Annotated in this window: 16 protein-coding genes; 3 read left to right on the forward strand and 13 right to left on the reverse strand. The window is 53.7% G+C overall.

Features of this window, described 5'->3' with window-relative positions:
* Window positions 1–91: 91 nt before the first annotated feature.
* Window positions 92–1021 (forward strand): ribose ABC transporter substrate-binding protein RbsB, encoded by a 930-nt coding sequence (gene rbsB, locus FLS37_RS07360; protein WP_157315481.1) that lies wholly within the window; start codon window positions 92–94, stop codon window positions 1019–1021.
* Window positions 1022–1155: 134 nt separating this feature from the next.
* Complete coding sequence (locus FLS37_RS07365) at window positions 1156–2166, forward strand: LacI family DNA-binding transcriptional regulator (RefSeq protein WP_157315483.1); 1011 nt, start codon at window positions 1156–1158, stop codon at window positions 2164–2166.
* Between the two features lie 154 nt (window positions 2167–2320).
* On the opposite strand, the gene FLS37_RS07370 is transcribed toward FLS37_RS07365, so the two are convergent.
* The 13 genes from FLS37_RS07370 to gluQRS all read right to left on the reverse strand — a co-directional run bounded on the left by FLS37_RS07370 (window position 2321) and on the right by gluQRS (window position 16812).
* Window positions 2321–3493: an O-succinylhomoserine sulfhydrylase gene (locus FLS37_RS07370; protein ID WP_157315485.1), complete on the reverse strand. Its 1173-nt coding sequence runs from the start codon at window positions 3491–3493 to the stop codon at window positions 2321–2323.
* Between the two features lie 163 nt (window positions 3494–3656).
* On the reverse strand, window positions 3657–5192 hold the full coding sequence (gene purF / locus FLS37_RS07375; RefSeq protein WP_157315487.1) for an amidophosphoribosyltransferase: 1536 nt from the start codon (window positions 5190–5192) through the stop codon (window positions 3657–3659).
* 27 nt (window positions 5193–5219) lie between these two features.
* Window positions 5220–5711: a CvpA family protein gene (locus FLS37_RS07380; RefSeq protein WP_157315489.1), complete on the reverse strand. Its 492-nt coding sequence runs from the start codon at window positions 5709–5711 to the stop codon at window positions 5220–5222.
* On the reverse strand, window positions 5708–6526 hold the full coding sequence (locus tag FLS37_RS07385; RefSeq protein WP_157315491.1) for an SPOR domain-containing protein: 819 nt from the start codon (window positions 6524–6526) through the stop codon (window positions 5708–5710). Before FLS37_RS07385 ends, FLS37_RS07380 begins: the two co-directional genes overlap by 4 nt.
* A 4-nt stretch (window positions 6527–6530) precedes the next feature.
* A complete protein-coding gene (gene folC / locus FLS37_RS07390; protein ID WP_157315494.1) occupies window positions 6531–7829 on the reverse strand; it encodes a bifunctional tetrahydrofolate synthase/dihydrofolate synthase in 1299 nt (432 codons plus the stop codon).
* On the reverse strand, window positions 7829–8695 hold the full coding sequence (accD, locus tag FLS37_RS07395; protein ID WP_157315496.1) for an acetyl-CoA carboxylase, carboxyltransferase subunit beta: 867 nt from the start codon (window positions 8693–8695) through the stop codon (window positions 7829–7831). The genes folC and accD overlap by 1 nt, the downstream gene beginning before the upstream one ends.
* Window positions 8696–8746: 51 nt before the next feature.
* Window positions 8747–9550, reverse strand: a complete 804-nt coding sequence (gene trpA / locus FLS37_RS07400; RefSeq protein WP_157315498.1) for a tryptophan synthase subunit alpha — start codon at window positions 9548–9550, stop codon at window positions 8747–8749.
* A 61-nt stretch (window positions 9551–9611) separates the two neighbouring features.
* Complete coding sequence (gene trpB, locus FLS37_RS07405; RefSeq protein ID WP_157315500.1) at window positions 9612–10817, reverse strand: tryptophan synthase subunit beta; 1206 nt, start codon at window positions 10815–10817, stop codon at window positions 9612–9614.
* A 2-nt stretch (window positions 10818–10819) separates the two neighbouring features.
* On the reverse strand, window positions 10820–11449 hold the full coding sequence (locus FLS37_RS07410; RefSeq protein WP_157315502.1) for a phosphoribosylanthranilate isomerase: 630 nt from the start codon (window positions 11447–11449) through the stop codon (window positions 10820–10822).
* An 8-nt stretch (window positions 11450–11457) separates the two neighbouring features.
* Window positions 11458–12249 (reverse strand): tRNA pseudouridine(38-40) synthase TruA, encoded by a 792-nt coding sequence (gene truA, locus FLS37_RS07415; RefSeq protein WP_198314529.1) that lies wholly within the window; start codon window positions 12247–12249, stop codon window positions 11458–11460.
* The gene (locus FLS37_RS07420; protein ID WP_157315504.1) at window positions 12240–12869 is read right to left on the reverse strand and encodes a hypothetical protein; all 630 of its coding nucleotides are present in this window, start codon (window positions 12867–12869) and stop codon (window positions 12240–12242) included. The genes truA and FLS37_RS07420 overlap by 10 nt, the downstream gene beginning before the upstream one ends.
* Before the next feature lie 3 nt (window positions 12870–12872).
* Window positions 12873–15695, reverse strand: coding sequence for a FimV/HubP family polar landmark protein (locus FLS37_RS07425; protein ID WP_232522533.1), 2823 nt, complete (start codon window positions 15693–15695; stop codon window positions 12873–12875).
* A 169-nt stretch (window positions 15696–15864) separates the two neighbouring features.
* Entirely contained in the window at window positions 15865–16812 is a 948-nt protein-coding gene (gluQRS, locus tag FLS37_RS07430) for a tRNA glutamyl-Q(34) synthetase GluQRS (protein ID WP_157669366.1), read from the reverse strand.
* An 85-nt stretch (window positions 16813–16897) separates the two neighbouring features.
* On the opposite strand from gluQRS, the gene fdxA reads away from it, so the two are divergent.
* Window positions 16898–17221, forward strand: coding sequence for a ferredoxin FdxA (gene fdxA, locus FLS37_RS07435; RefSeq protein WP_157315508.1), 324 nt, complete (start codon window positions 16898–16900; stop codon window positions 17219–17221).
* Window positions 17222–17281: the final 60 nt, after the last annotated feature.

Genomic DNA, 17281 nt, shown 5'->3' on the forward strand with positions numbered 1-17281 from the left:
CAACAAGAGGTATTGCCCAGTAAATATTGATTTGATTGATACAGAGCGAAATACCCTGCTTTACTTTCTCTCACAATTGACGGAGTCACCCATGAAACGCATTCTTTCTCCCCTACTGATTGGCCTGCTGGCCACTGGTCTGATCGCCTGCTCAAAACAAGGCCCGGATACCCAGGCCGTTGCCGAGCCTGCTGCGGCCAACGCCCAACTGAGCGTAGGCTTGGCCATTTCTACCCAGAACAACCCCTTCTTTGTCGCGTTGCGAGACGGTGCGGCTGCTGAAGCCACCGCGCAAGGCGTCAAGCTGATTACTGTCGACGCCCAGGATGATTCAGCCAAACAGATTTCAAATATTGAAGATCTGATTCAGAAAAAGGTTCAGGTCATTCTGATCAACCCGACTGATTCGGATGCCGTGGCAGGCGCAGTGAATGAAGCACTCAAAGCCGGGATCAAAGTGGTATCGCTCGATCGCAGCGTCAATGGCGCACCAGTGAGTGCCCATATTGCCTCGGATAATATCGCTGGTGGCAAAATGGCGGCGGAATTTCTGCTGGAGACAATCGGCGGCAAAGGCAATATCGTCGAACTTGAAGGCATCCCCGGCTCATCAGCAGCGCGTGAGCGCGGTCAGGGTTTCCATTCAGTCGTTGATGGCAAAGCGGATGTGAAACTGGTCGCCAAGCAGGCCGCTGATTTTGACCGCGCCAAAGGCCTCTCGGTGATGGAAAACATCCTGCAAGGTAATAAGGACGTTAAAGGCGTTTTTGCCCACAACGATGAAATGGCACTGGGCGCACTGAAAGCCATCGAAGCGGCAGGACTGAAAAATGTGGTCGTTGTCGGCTTTGATGCCACCACCGACGCGGTTAATGCAGTGAAAGCTGGCCAGTTGGCCGCCACAGTGCAGCAAAAACCCGAGCTGATTGGTAAAATGGGCGTCGAAACGGCCATCAAGTTGAGCAAGGGCGAAGCGGTTGATGCCTTTATCCCCGTGCCGCTGGATGTGGTGAAACAATAAGCAGCAATCAATTTTGCCGGGCGAAGAAGCTGAAAAGTGGTAGTGGAAAAGTGGTTTAGCCCCCCTGCTTCGCCCCGGCAAGACGACCCAGCCGATATGTACATCGGCGCCCAGCTGGGCTCAACAGGAATCAAATGACAGCCTACCAACGCCTCACCATTGCCGACATCGCCCACCTGGCCGGGGTGTCAAAAACCACGGCCAGCATGGTGCTGAATGATCGCGCCGAGCAATACCGCATCGCCCCGGCCACGGTGGAGCGCGTCAAGCAGATTGCCGCCGAGCATCATTTCCAGCCCTCAACATCCGCGCGCTCGCTGCGCACCCGGCGCAGCAGCACGCTGGGCCTGGTCGTGCCCGAGCTGGGCAATTTTGCCCATGCCATGCTGGCGCAGGCGCTGGAAGCGCTGTGCCGCGACGCCGGATTTCAGCTGTTTGTGGTCTGCAGCAATGATCAGGCCGAGATGGAAATTACCGCCGTCGAGCAATTGCTGGCGCGCCAGGTAGACGGACTGATGCTGGTGCCGTGTACCACCAACGCCAAACTCTATGCCAAGTGGGCCAAACGACTACCGCTGGTGCTGGTTGACCGCCGCGTCATCGGCAGCACCCTGCCCTTTGTCGTGAGCAATGCACAGGACAAAGTACAGGAGCTGATCGGCAGTGCTCTGGCACATGGCGTGCGCGAAATTGCCTACTTTGGCGGGCAAATTGCGCTCTCGCCCAGTGTGGACAGGCTGACGGGCTTTCAGCAAGCCTGGCAGGCAAGGCATGCAGAAGCCAACCCAGCACTGATCTTTCATCGCGACTACCAGCAGCACAGCGGCTACGCGATGATGGCCGAGTGTTACCAGCAACTGGGGCGCTACCCGGAGGCGGTATTTACTGCGTCCATCTCACTACTGGAAGGCGTACTCGCCTTCATCAATGAAAAAGACCGATTCAGAACATCGCCCCAGCATTTGCTCAGCTTTGACGACCACCGCCTGCTCGATTGCATGCCACGGCCGATCAACGCTGTGGTACAAGACAGCCAACAACTGGCCGCACAAAGCCTGCACCACATCATTGCACTACTGGCTGGCGAGAGCATTGAATCAGTCTGGATACCCGCACACATCAATTGGCGACAGAGCTTTGCTTAATGCCACACCATAAAGTGCCAACATACCCAGCAATGTATATACCCAGAAGCATTATCTGAATTGACCTACAGAGCAATACTCAGCATTGCCAGAAACCTAGAAGCCAACTTTATGCAAAAAACGGCGCTTAGCGCCGTTTTACGATTGATTGCAATTAAAAGCCTCGTTGCAAATCCTTGATCAAATCCCCAACATGCTCCAGCCCCACTGAAATCCGCACCAGACCATCGCCAATTCCGGCTGCGGCTCGGGCTTCTGGTGTCAGGCGGCCGTGCGAGGTGGTCGCCGGATGTGTAATAGTAGTACGGGTATCGCCCAGATTGGCGGTGCGGCTCATTAGCTCGACTTTGTCGATCAGGGCCCAGGCGGCGTCTTTGCCGCCAACCAGATCAAACGACACCACGCCACCACCGCCGGTTTGTTGCTGCTGCGCCAGCTCGTACTGCGGGTGAGATTTTAGGCCTGGGTAATACACTTTGTCGACTTGCGGTTGCGCTTCAAGCCAGGTGGCCAATTCCAGCGCTTTCTCGCAATGCGCTTTCATGCGGATACCCAGCGTCTCCAAGCCTTTGAGCATGACCCAGGCATTGAATGGCGACAGCGTCGGGCCTGCCGTGCGCAGGAATAAGTAGATGGGCTCCAGCGTCGCGTGATTGCCGACTACTGCACCACCGAGCACCCGCCCCTGCCCGTCGATGTATTTGGTCGCCGAGTGTACAACGATGTCGGCGCCGAGTTTCAGCGGCTGCTGCAGCGCTGGCGAGCAGAAGCAGTTATCGACCACCAGCAAGGCATTGTGCTGATGCGCAACGGCGGCAATCGCAGCTACATCGGCGATTTCGGTCAAAGGATTGGACGGCGTCTCAAGGAAAAATAATTTGGTCGCGGGGGTAACGGCCTGAGCCCAAGCATTGACGTCAGTTGGCGAGACATACGTCACCGTGACGCCAAATTTGCCAAGGTAGGCGTTAAACAGCTGGATCGTAGCGCCAAACAGGCTGTTCGACGACACGATATGATCGCCCGACTTGAGCAAGCCCATGCACAAGGACAAAATCGCGCTCATTCCCGATGCCGTGGCCACGCAACGCTCGCCGCCTTCCAGCGCCGCCAGACGCTGCTCAAAAGCACTCACCGTCGGGTTGGTAAAGCGCGAATAAATATAGCCGGGCACTTGGCCAGTGAATTTCAGCGCCGCTTCTTCGGCCGACCCAACGACAAAACTCGACGTTAAATGCATGGCATCCGAATGTTCGCCAAATTCGGAACGCATCGTACCGGCACGTACGGCGAGGGTTTCGGGATGAAGGTCGTCAAAATCGAGCATGTTTTTTCCTTGTAAGTCGACAAAAGTGCTCACGCTTTGCTGCCTCGTTATACCGTTGTACTTGCTTGTACTCACTGTACCCGAGGTCTTGCGGGAGAACTTCTGCCTTGATACTTAAATAAAAACGGGAGCCGTAGCTCCCGTTTTTGTGTGCTTTGCACAATTAAATCAAATTTTGTTCGGCAACGCCAATATTGAGATCGACAATCGAGCCCACATTGTCTGCCTTGGTAGACAATGGCGAGAGGCGTTTGGCTTCCAGCTCGTCCAGATAAGCGTCGGTAATATCGCCGGTGATGTAGTGTCCATCAAAACACGAGGTTTCAAATTGCGTGATTTTGCCGCCACTGGCGTCGGTACACGCCTGAATCAGCGCGGAGAGATCCTGATAGATCACGCCATCGGCACCAATTTCGGCAGCGATTTGCGCCGCGTCACGGCCTGTGGCGATCAATTCATTGCGCGTTGGCATATCAATGCCGTAAACGTGCGGGAATTTAACTGGCGGTGCGGCTGATGCCAGATAAACTTTTTTCGCGCCCGAATCGCGCACCATCTGCACGATTTCTTTGGAAGTCGTACCACGCACAATCGAGTCGTCAACCAGCATCACGTTTTTGCCACGAAACTCGACGGCAATCGGATTGAGCTTCTGGCGCACCGATTTTTTCCGGCTAGCCTGCCCAGGCATGATAAAGGTGCGGCCGATATAGCGGTTTTTCATAAAGCCTTCGCGATACGGCAGACCCAGTGCATCAGCCAGTTGCAGCGCCGAATCGCGGCTGGTATCGGGAATTGGAATCACCACGTCGATATCCAGCGCAGGGACTTGCTTGCGTACTTTTTCTGCCAGCTGCTCGCCCATTTTCAGACGGGCTTCATGCACCGAAATGCCATCGATAACGGTATCAGGGCGGGCAAAATACACATGCTCGAAAATACAGGGAATCAGCGTTGGCGATGCATGGCATTGCTGGCTGGAGAATTCACCGTCAAAAGTGATATAAACCGCTTCACCCGGCGCAATATCACGCTCGAATTTAAAGCCCAGCACATCGTGCACCACCGATTCGCTGGCCACAATGTATTCACGACCATCAGCCGTGTCATGCACGCCGAGCGACAGTGGACGGATGCCATGCGGATCACGGAAAGCCACCATGCCAAAACCGGCAATAATCGCCACCACCGCGTAGGCACCCTTTACGCGGCGATGCACCGCTTTGACCGCGTCAAACACCGTCTGGGCATCAAGCTGCGGGCCTGATACACGGCGCGACAGCTCATGGGCAAACACATTACACAGCGCTTCGGAATCCGAATTTGTGTTGATATGGCGCAGATCGGTGCGGTACATATCTTCTTTAAGCTGTTTGTCATTGGTCAGATTGCCATTGTGCGCCAGCACGATACCAAACGGACTATTGACATAAAACGGCTGCGCTTCAGCCAGACTCGACGCCGATCCGGCAGTCGGGTAGCGCACATGACCAATGCCGACATTGCCTTGCAAAGAGCGCATATTGCGGGTGCGAAATACATCGCGCACCAGCCCCTGCCCTTTATGCATATGCAACACCTGTTGCTCGGCTGTAACGATACCGGCTGCATCCTGGCCGCGATGCTGAAGCACCAGCAGACCGTCGTACAACATTTGATTAACCGGCGTTTTGGCGACCACACCTAGAATGCCACACATTAGCTCAGACCCTTAGACTTACAAAAATTATTCAAACTTAATCCGTGACGCCAGCACTTCGGGCAACCACGGTTTTACAAATTCCGCGCTTTGCTCGAACAGTGGGCTAAACATGGCATCACGCCAGACCGCCGTACTGGGAAAACTAGTTAAACCGGACAAGACCACCAGCGTCAACATCAGCAAAAATCCACGCACCACGCCGAAAAATGCACCCAGAAACCGGTCCACCGGTTTGAGGCCACTGGCTTTCAGAAACTGGTTGAGGGTAATGCGAACAATGGCAGATAAAAGCCAGGTTACAAAGAACACCACGATAAAACCGGCGATATACCGCAAGCTGTCCGACGACAGCGCCGATGGCATCAGGCCAGCAGCATCTTCGGCAAATTGCGTCCCGGCCCAGAAAGCCAGCACCCAGGCTGCCAGCGCCAGCACTTCCTGCGTTAGCCCGCGCATCACCGAGAGCAGCATCGACAAGCCCAGAATGCCCAGCGCGATATAGTCAAACTGCGTCATTGTGCGGCCTTGACCACCAGCGTACCCGGTACGCCCAGCGTATCCAGACGCTGCATCCAGGCTTTGGCTTTGGCTTCGTCATTTCCCGGGCCAATGCGTACACGCGTTAGCTCCCCCTTGGGCGTTGACACTTGCTCGCTGCGCGCCGGAATGCCGGCGTCTTTCAATTTTTTAAGCGTTTGCGCGGCCTTATCCGGGTCGGCGTAAGCACCAATCTGGATGTAATAGACTTTGCCGGTTTTTGGTGCGGCAGTTTTATCCAGCGCGCCTTCGAGAATGGCTTTGGGATCCAGCGCAGGTTTGGTAGTCGGCTTTGGACTAGGCTTGGGGCTAGCTTTAGCTGGCGCGGTAGGACGTGCGCTAGGTTTGGCCGTAGCCACAATGTCGGGCCTAGCCGAAGGCTTGGCGGCTTCACTGGTGGCGGCGCGCTGGGCGGCATTCACCGATTCATTAGCGGCTACCACCTGCGGGGCGGCCTCCTGATGCGTAACCAGTTTACCCGGTAGCGCAACGGGAGCAATACGGGAGGCGTCAACGCTCTCCACTGGCACTACTTCTTGTACCGCCTGCACCGCCGACTCGGAGGCTACGGGCGCTACCGCCACTTGCGGCTGATCGAGCGAAACCACCGATGACAGCGCAGGCGCGCTGGAAATAATTTCGACAGACTGATTTTCCAGCAGCGACTTGGGCGGCTCGCCATCCAGCGCGGTCCATAGCACCGTTAGCGCAAAAACCACCAGGGCAATCGCACCGAGCAGGCGGCGGCGCGCGCGTTTTCTTAACTGCAACAACTCGTCGCTAACATTCGCCATATTTTTACTGTCCACGTGCCTGCATGACTTCAGCCACGGTGAAGAAAGAACCAAAGACCAGAATTCTATCAGCTTCGTCCGCCGCCTCACAGGCTGCACGGTAGGCTTTTTCTACGCTTTCATGCTCGACCACCCTGGCGCGTGGCGAGATCGCCAGCACGGTTTGCGCCAAAGACGCCGCAGTGGCCGCACGTGGCAATTGGGGCGCGGCCAGATGCCAGACGTCGATCCGGTCGGCCACCAGCTTGATAACCCCGTCGATGTCCTTATCCTGCATCATGCCGAGCACGGCATGCGTGACCGGATGAAAGCCCATATTATCGAGCGAGGCACGAAATACCGCTGCCGCATGGGGGTTATGCGCCACATCGAGCACTACGGTGGGTCTGCCGGGTAATACCTGGAAACGCGCTGGCCATTCCACTTCCAGTAGGCCACGCTTGATGTCACCCAGACTAACAGGAAGCTGTTCTTTCACCGCTTCAAGCAAACCCAGCGCCATTGCCGCATTGCTCATCTGGTATTTGCCGCGCAGCGCCGGAATCGGCAAGGCATTTTTGCGCGATCCATTGCGATGCCACCACACCCACTGCTGACCTTCGGCTTGCATTTCAAAACCAAAGTGCTGGCCGATCAATTGCAAATCAGCGCCTGCAGTATGCGCAACATCAATCAGTGTTTGCGGGGGTATAGGGTCAGAGCAGAGAGCTGGCTTGCCTTGGCGGTAGATACCCGCCTTTTCGGCAGCAATTGCCTCACGGGTATCACCCAGATAGGCCTGATGATCAATCCCGATACTCACCACACCAGAGGCGGTCGGCTCGAAAATATTCACCGCATCGAGCCGGCCACCAAGACCTACTTCAAGCACCACCACGTCAACTTGTTGCGCCATAAACTGATGCACTGCGGCCAGCGTGCCGAATTCAAAGTAACTCAGAGAAATATCGCCACGCGCGGCCTGAATGGCCGCAAAGCTGTCCACAATCGCCGCGTCACCCACCGGCACGCCATTGATCGCTATGCGCTCGTTGTAATGCAAAAGATGGGGTGAAGTGTAAGTACCCACTTTATAACCGGCGATGGTCAGTATGCGCGTCAACATCGCACAAACCGAGCCTTTACCATTGGTTCCGGCCACCGTAATCACCGGGCAGACAGGAATAAGCGCCATGCGCTCCTGCACCGTTTTGACCCGGCTCAAACCCATGTCAATGGCGACAGGATGCAATTGTTCCAGATAATTTAGCCATTCGGCCAAGGTGGCTTCACGGCCCAGACTTGCCCCAGTTGCTACATTCATTAATTCACGGCTGCCTGATTATTGAGCAAGGTCAGTACATCAGCCAGACGCTGACGCAATTCGCGACGATCGACGATCATGTCGATTGCGCCTTTTTCCAGCAAAAATTCCGAACGCTGAAAGCCTTCCGGCAGCGTTTCGCGCACGGTCTGCTCGATCACGCGCGGACCGGCAAAACCGATGAGCGCTCCCGGCTCAGCCATGACTACGTCGCCAATAAAGGCGAATGAAGCCGAAACACCGCCCATGGTCGGATCAGTCAGCAAGGAAATAAATGGCAGTTTTTTGTCGGCCAGCTTGGTCAGGATGGCATTGGTTTTGGCCATCTGCATCAAGGAGTTGAGGCCTTCCATCATCCGCGCACCGCCTGAAGCCGAGACACAAATAAAGGGCAAATCGTTTTCGATCGCGACTTTAACGCCGCGCACAAAACGCTCGCCAACCACCGAGCCCATTGAGCCGCCAATAAATTTGTACTCAAACGCCGCCACCACCACCGGCACCGACAAAATACTGCCTTGCATCACGACCATCGCATCATCTTCGCCAGTTGAAGCGGCTGAAGCGGTTAATTGGTCACTGTAGCGTTTATTGGCTTTGAACTTGAGCACGTCGACCGGTTTGACTTCGGAGCCGATTTCGTAGCGCCCTTCAACATCCAGCAGCTGGTTCAAGCGGGCACGCGCCGGAACGGCATTATGAAAATTGCACTTCGGGCAGACTTCCAGATTGTTTTCCAAGTCAGAGCGATACAGCACCGCACTGCACGCCGAACATTTGCTCCACAAGCCTTCCGGCACGGCCGAGGTATTCGGCGTGGTGCGGCTTTTGATTTTCGGCGGTAATAATTTTTGCAACCAACTCATTTTATTCTCCACTGCCCATCACGCGCGGGGCATTTAATTCTAGCCAGAGTCTTAAACCCGGGCCGTATCCATTGCAGCGCGTACGCCAGACAGGAACTCAGTGAGGCGGCGTGCAAGCCCTGCTTCACCCTGCTCGACTTCTTGCACCAAACGCGAGCCGATCACCACGGCATCGGCAATTTTGGCGACATTTTTTGCCGACTCGGCATCGCGAATACCGAAGCCGACACCAATTGGAATATTCAGATATTGCTTTAGAAAATCAAGCTTTTCGGCCACGTTGGCGACGTCCAGATTAGCCGAGCCGGTAACGCCTTTGAGTGAAACATAATACACATAGCCACTGGCCATGCGCGCCACTTCTTTGACGCGCGATTCCGGCGTTGTTGGGGCCAAAAGGAAAATCGGATCAAGGCCGTGTTTTTTAAATACAGTGACAGATTCTTCGGCCTCTTCAGGCGGCATATCAACAGTGAGAACACCGTCAACGCCGGCGGCAATCGCTGCAGTAGCGAATGCTTCGTAGCCCATGGCTTCAACCGGATTGGCGTAGCCCATCAGCACCACTGGCGTGCTCGTGTTGGTTTGGCGAAATTCGGCAACATAAGCCAACACATCGCGCAGCGAAACATTGTGCTTTAAGGCGCGCTCGGACGCGCGCTGAATCACCGGGCCATCGGCCATCGGATCAGAGAAAGGCACGCCCAATTCTAAAATATCAGCGCCGCCAGCCACCAGCGCATGCATCAGCCCCACGGTACTGGCAGGAGCAGGGTCGCCCGCAGTAATAAACGGAATTAAGGCCTGGCGATTGGCCGCCTTGAGGTTTTGCATTACCGATTCAATACGTGACATAGGGTATATCTACCAAAGCTATACTGAGATTGAGCTAGGGGCACATACCCCTAGATCACATTTAGAGTTGAATGCCGAGTTTTTTCGCAATCGTCGGAATATCTTTATCGCCGCGTCCAGACAGATTCACCAGCAGGATTTCATCCGGGCGCATGGTGGCGGCCATTTTCGACGCTTGCGCCAGTGCATGACTGGACTCAAGCGCCGGAATAATGCCCTCAAATTTGCACAAATCGTGGAAAGCCTGCATCGCCTCATCGTCATTGATCGCCACATATTCAGCGCGACCAATGTCTTTCAAATAGCTATGTTCAGGGCCAACACCCGGATAATCCAAGCCCGCCGACATCGAATGCGTCTCAGAGATCTGGCCATTTTCATCATGCATCAGGTAAGAGCGCTGGCCGTGTAACACACCGGCTTTGGCGTTTGATGTTAGTGGTGCAGCATGACGACCGGTTTCCACACCGTCACCACCCGCTTCAACGCCAATTAGGCGCACGCCTGGCACTTCGATATACGGATGGAAAATACCAATCGCATTCGAACCGCCGCCTACACAGGCAATCACCGCATCAGGCTGGCGGCCAAGCATTTCCTGCATTTGTGCTTTACATTCTTCGCCAATTACAACCTGGAAGTCGCGCACTAATTGCGGATACGGATGCGGACCGGCTGCAGTACCGATGATGTAATACGTCGAGTCCACATTGGTGACCCAGTCGCGCATAGCTTCATTCATCGCATCCTTCAGTGTGCGCGTACCCGATTCAACGGCAACCACCGTTGCACCAAGCAATTTCATGCGAAACACATTCGGTGCCTGGCGCGCAACGTCTTCAGCGCCCATATACACGACGCACTCCATACCATAACGCGCTGCGACCGTAGCAGATGCAACACCGTGCTGGCCTGCGCCAGTTTCGGCAATCACGCGTTTTTTTCCCATGCGGCGCGCTAGCAAGGCCTGACCGATGGTGTTATTCACTTTGTGCGCGCCAGTGTGATTCAAGTCTTCGCGCTTGAGATAGATTTGCGCGCCGCCAATCGCATTAGACCAACGCTCGGCATAATAAATCGGGCTTGGACGGCCAACGTAATGTTTCAGATCATGGCGATATTCGGCCATAAATACCGGGTCTTTAATTGCAGCTTCAAACTCTTGCTTGAGTTCATCCAGCGCAGGCATCAAAGTTTCAGCGACATAAATGCCGCCATGCTGACCAAAGTGTCCACGCTGATCCGGTTGCTGATATTTATCGTTCATCTTTATCTCACACTGTGTACAGCATTAATAAATGCACAAACCCGCTCTAAATCTTTAACGCCCTTGCTGCTCTCGACGCCACTGGAAACGTCAACAGCCCAGGGTTTAACTTGCCGCACTGCATTCGCCACATTATCAGGATGCAAACCACCTGACAAAATCAGCGGCAGCGGTAAACTCTCGGGCAAAACCTGCCAATCAAATGCTTCACCTGTCCCACCGGGAACGCCATCAACCCAAGCGTCGAGCAAAACGCCTCGACACAAAGGATGAACATAACTTTGCGCGTATTCTACCAAATTTATGTCAGGTTTTACCCTGAGCGCCTTGATAAATGGGCGACCAAATTGCACACAATCGGCCAAATCCTCGTCACCGTGGAACTGCAGTAAGTCGATCGGCACACTTTCCAACACAGAGCTGACAAAACCAGCCTCTGCATTCACAAACAAGGCCACCACAGTTGCAAATGCAGGCAAGGCTGCGGCCAGCTCTTTGGCTTGCTCGATGGTGACAAAGCGTGGACTAGGCGGGTAGAAAACGAGACCAATCGCATCGGCACCCAATGCAATAGTTTGGAGCAGCGTCTCGCGATCACGCAGACCGCAAACTTTAATACGGGGAACAGGCATGAAAAACCTCAAATCAGACCAAAACGCTGGATCGGCTCAGTCGCCAAACCGTATTTCTCGGGATAACTCACCCCGGTCAGATACAAACCATCGGGCATGAAGGTCGGCGGTGCCACACTGCGGTTCTGCTGCGCAATAAGCCACTGCATCCATTCCGGCGACTCATTGCCTTTGCCGATGTGCAGCAAGGCACCCATGATATTTCTAACCATATGGTGCAAAAAAGCAGTGGCCGAAAAATCAAAATAAATCAGGTCGCCCTGCTGACCAATATCGATTTTCAGCATTTGCTTCACCGGCGAGAGCGCCTGACACTCAGCGGCACGAAAACTGCTGAAATCGTGCTCACCCAGCAAAAACTGGCTGGCCGCAGAGATTTTTTCCAGATCGAGAGCATTGTGAATCCAGCCTACCTGCCCAGCCAGCAGACTAGGACGCACCGGATGCTGCAACAATAGATAGCGGTAATGTCTGGCCGTTGCGACAAACCGAGAATGAAAATCATCCGGCACCTGTTGCGCCCAAAGAACGGCGATACCCGATGGCAAAAAACTATTCACCCCGCGCACCCACGCAGTAATCGGCCGGTTAACAGCTGTATCAAAATGGACAATCTGCCGTGTGGCATGCACTCCGGCATCGGTCCGCCCGGCTGCGTGCACACGCAAGGCGTGACCAGCCATTCGGCCGATTGCCCTCTCCATTTCACCCTGCACCGTTGCAACGTCAGGCTGAATTTGCCAGCCATTAAAAGCCCGGCCATCATACTCAACAGCTAAAGCGTAGCGTTTCAATTCCAAAGCGCGGCATTCCCAATCAAAATAGTTAGTGCAATTACCCCTAACTGCACCATCAGAAACACGGCCTGTACCAGAGACAAACCATTGAACTCAATGGCAAACTGCTCGCCTGATGACTCAGGGGCTTGCATCAAGTCGCCAAGCAAATCGGCAAATCGATTTTTCTGCTCAAGCAATTGTTCTGCATAGTTTAGCGTCAAGCTCAGGCGCACAGCCATCCGCTCAGGACTAAATCCAATCCAGGCCAACGGCAAAAGCAAATAATACAGACCCGCGACTATAGCGCTCTTCGACAAAAACGTCAGCATGATTTGCAGGCTGGCCACGACACAAATCAGGCGGGCAAGCTGCTCGATTGCCAGGCTAATACCATTTACAGTAGGAGAAAGTGCGTGCGGCCATAAATATACCCCCGGCGTAGACCAGGCATAAATAATGAAAACGGCCAGCAACAGCCAACGCATTCTAGGCAGGCTTTTGCGTAGCCGCGCCCCGGCAACAAACAGTGCCGTACAGAACAGCAGTGCGGCAAGCAGAAAAAGAGAAAGGCGCCCAAGCCATGGCAGCACAGAAAGCAGCCAGAACCAGAGCGCCAGAATATTAACAGCGTGTAATTTCAATTATCAGAGATCAGCCAACAGTGTTTTTGCCAGTTGCTGCTGTGCATCCGAACCTTCCTGAAGAGCCTCTTGCAAGATCTCGCGCGCGCCTTCAACATCACCCATGTCGATATAGGCCTTAGCCAGATCAATCTTGGTCTGCACAGGATCGTCAGCAGCAAAATCAAGATCACCAGCGGCAGCGGCCTCACTCAAATCAAGGCTGATATCACCAAAGGTGCTGTCCATATCAAGAGCTGGCGCTTCACTGGCGTTAGCCACATCGAATGCTGACACCTCTTCTGCCGATTCCAGATCAAAATTGAAGTCAAGCTTCAGATCGCCCTCTGCAGCGGCCAAATCTTCGGCAAGTGGTAACGGTTCAATCGCAGACTCAAGCGAAGACAAAGACTCAACAGGCAACTCAGCCAATTGAGTGGCTTCTTTATCCGCATCCAGCTCAAAGCCCCCGAATGCATCAAGTTCGGTCGTCGCGGCAAAATCCTCAGTCAAATCAACCGCAGCAGTAGCTGTCGAAACCTCTGACGCACCCATATTCAATTCGGCATCCAGATCCAGATCAAGCAACTGGTCAATCGCTGAAAGCTCTTCAGTCGCGGAACCCGTATCAATTGGCAGATCCAGAGACAACAGCGCGTCATCTGTACCTGAGGTCAACTCGACAGCTGCGCTTTCAGGCTCGACAACATCAAGATCCAAGACCGAGTCCAACGCCAAATCATTCCCAGTGTCTAGCGTAGCTTCAGCAGGGCCAGGAGACGCTTCAACGACAAGATCGAGATCGACAGGCGACGCAGATAAATCCAGCGCCTCGGGCGCAGCACCTTGCTCGGCATCAAAGTCCAGCTCAAAGTCCAGCTCGTTGCTTGCCACGGCACTCAAATCCGGCGCAGTGACTTCCTCAAGCGCGGATGCACCAACCACAACAGCCGGAGCAGCCAAGCTGGTATCAACCACCCCTGCAGGCTCTTTTCTATACAAAGGATTGTCCGGATCAATAGCACGGCCATTGGCAGCCGCTTCACGCCATAGATCACCCTGGCCGTTAGTCACCGCAAACAATGAAGAAGCATGCTCTTCATATGAAGTTGCATCACGTCTTGCAGCATAAATATCCAGCAGTTTCATTCGGATTTCATGGCGGGAAGGATCTTTATGCAGGGCGTCCTTCAGAATTTCTTCGGCCTGCGCATCGCGACCGTAAGCCATATAAACTTCTGCTTCGGCAATCGGATCGACTTCATCGGTATCGATCGTACCCAAGCCTTGACGGCTAAAGTCGGTCAAGAACGAATTCTCAGTCGCTTGTGTGCTGATTACACCGCCGCCGGTACTGCCAAGCACTGTATTTGCCTTTAGATCGCCGCCAGTAATAATGCTGTCTTCAAACACGCCTGGATTTTGCCGGCGACGCGCCCATAACAATCCCACCCCACCGAGAACCAGCGCCAAAGCGCCGCCACCCAAGGCAAGCGAATTATCGAGCAAGCTATCAAACAAGCTCGGTTCTTCAACCACAGGGGCTTCTACTTGCACCCTACGCTTAGGCTTGGCAGTAGCGGCGACGCTGGCAACCACCTCCGAACTGGCTTCGCTTGCCACTTCGCTGGCGACGCTAGCTACCAGTGCAGGATCAGAAGTAGCCTGTGCAGTTGCGACTGGTGATGCCGTCGCACTAGCCTTCAAGGCCGCGAGCTTTTCCATGTCACTGACATTCTTCTGCAAAGCGGCTACGCGTTGATTGGCCTCATCAAGCGCTTTTTGTCGGGTCGCGATTTCCTCTTCCAGAGCTTTCAGCTTGGCCTGATCACCGGATTTCTTGGCTGCATCAGCAGCTTTTGACAGTTTTAGAACATCTTTATTTGCATCACTGGTGTTCGCGCCCCGATCCTGAACTTTGGCAGTAATTTTGCCAGCACTGGACTGCTCACCCAATACCTTGGCTGGGCCTTTGGACACGGACTCAGCCAGTTTGCCACGATAGGCACTCCAGTCTGCAGCTTGAACCTGGATTTCTTTGGCGGCCTCGGATTTTGAAGTTTGCTGCAACTGAGCAACACTTGGCACATTCAGAATTTTGCCACTTTTCAAGCGGTTCATATTGCCATCAAAGGCCGATGGATTGGCCTTGTACAGGCCCAGTAGCACCTGCTCCAGACTTACGCCAGATGGCTGAACTTGGCGGGCAATCGAGCCTAGCGTTTCCCCGGATCGAACACGATGCGAATCTGCTGTGGTCGAAGTGCTAACTGCATCATCTGAAGAAGCTGGCTCATCTCGACTTGCGTTCGCCGGGGTCTGATTACTTGTGGCGGGCTTGGTGCGCTTTTGTTTTACACCTTTGATGCCCCCCCGCGTTTGCGTACCAGGAAGATCTGAGCTGGCATATCGGGTCTTATCGTTCGAATTAACGCCACCAGCATAATCGGCCGGATCAATTAAAGCGGTGTATTCACGCTGGATACGACCAGTAGCCCAGTTGAGCTCAACCAGCAAATCAAGAAACGGTTCCGCAATAGGCTGGGAGGAGTTAACGACAACATAATACTGGCCATTCGGGCGCTTCTCGATATTAAAGCGCAAGCCCAATGACGCAGAAGGGTATTCGATGCGTGCATTGCTGTAACTCTCTGGTGGGGCCAAGCTAACAACCAGAGAATCAGCCTCATTGGGCTGCACGGAAACAAGATCTATCTCGCCTCGAAACGGCTGCCCCAACCCCGATAAAACATTCAATCGCCCCAATCCGGCAGCATGCCCAAACAGGGGTAGCGCTGCCAAGGCGACAGCCAGAACACAAGCTTTAAATCGAGGTGTTTTTTGCACGAGCAATCTCCGAAATGAGGCAGCGCTTTCATCAATCAGTAGGCGCATGCGCATATACTGATTTATGTCCACAAACGAAAATCTTTCGCAGCGGGAAAGCAATAATCTGCACACGCATTTTAAATGCACAGTTATTTAAGAATAAAGCCAATAATACGGACATTTCAATCTAGAGCTGAAATTTAAATTCATAATTGTCATCAATCGTCACAGCTACGCTACGTTTTTGCGGGAATTTTGCAACATCCCAAGCCTCAACAGCCCAACACCACAACTCGGCCAACGAAGCACGGCGTAGCGATAGTGGCGGATTTTGATACAGCAGACTCAAGGCAAGCCACAGCTGCTCAACCTCACGCCCATCCCGCAAGGCGGGCGCACAGGTCTGCTTACTCAATTTCTCCCCCTGCATATTGGTAATAACCGGAATATGCAGATATCGAACAACAGGAAAGCCCAATACCCGCTGCAAATACACCTGCCTCGGGGTCGAATCCAGCAAATCCGCACCGCGCACAACATCAGTCACACCTGTATCTGCATCATCCACCACGACTGCCAACTGATAGGCCCAGAGTTGATCGGCCCGCCTAAGAATAAAGTCACCCACATCACAAAACAAATTGTGCACTGTTACTTGCTGAATCCGATCAGCAACACTAATTACTTCATCAGGAACCTTCAGGCGATAAGCAAGCTGATCAGCACAAGGAGATGCGCCAGAACGACATAGCCCGGAATAAACCAGACCATCAACCCCTCGTCGCCCCGCCGCTTGTAGCATTTTTCGTGTGCAAGAACAGGGGTACGCCAACCCGCACTCAAGCAAGGAATCCAGAACCTGCTGGTAGCGTGCACCTCGCTGACCTTGCCAAACAATTTCGCCATCCCATTCAAAGCCAAAACGAAGTAGCGTCTCAATAAACAAGTTCGATGCCCCTAGTAACTCACGAGGAGGGTCAAGATCCTCGATTCTTAACAACCACCGCCCGCCAGCCGACCTAGCATCCAAATAGCTTGCGACAGCCGCCATGAGCGACCCCATATGCAACAAACCCGTAGGGCTAGGGGCAAAGCGCCCCACATACGCAGACTTAATCACCACATCCCCGCTCATCTCGATCAAGCAAGACATGCCCGGACCGATGCTCTGTTAGAATAGACGCTGCCAATTTTACTTTTTTTAAGCACAAGGACAAGCAATGACTTACGTTGTGACCGACGCTTGCGTGAAATGCAAATACACTGACTGCGTAGATGTATGCCCAGTTGATTGCTTTCGAGAAGGCCCCAATTTCCTGGTTATTGACCCTGACGAATGCATTGACTGTACATTATGCGTCGCCGAATGCCCTGTAGAGGCCATCTACGCAGAAGACGACGTACCCGCAGATATGCAGGAATACATCAACATCAACGCCACCCTAGCCAAGGAATGGCCCGTTATCATCCAGAAAAAGCCCCCATTGCCAGAGCATGCGGAATGGGCAGCGGTTCAAGGCAAAATAGACCAAATTGAGCGTTAATTCGTCAAAACCTTGATTTAGCAACTAAAAGCGACTATTATCGCGGACTTCCGACCCTTG

It is taken from the genome of Chitinibacter sp. GC72 (assembly GCF_009760905.1).
Classification (GTDB): domain Bacteria; phylum Pseudomonadota; class Gammaproteobacteria; order Burkholderiales; family Chitinibacteraceae; genus Chitinibacter.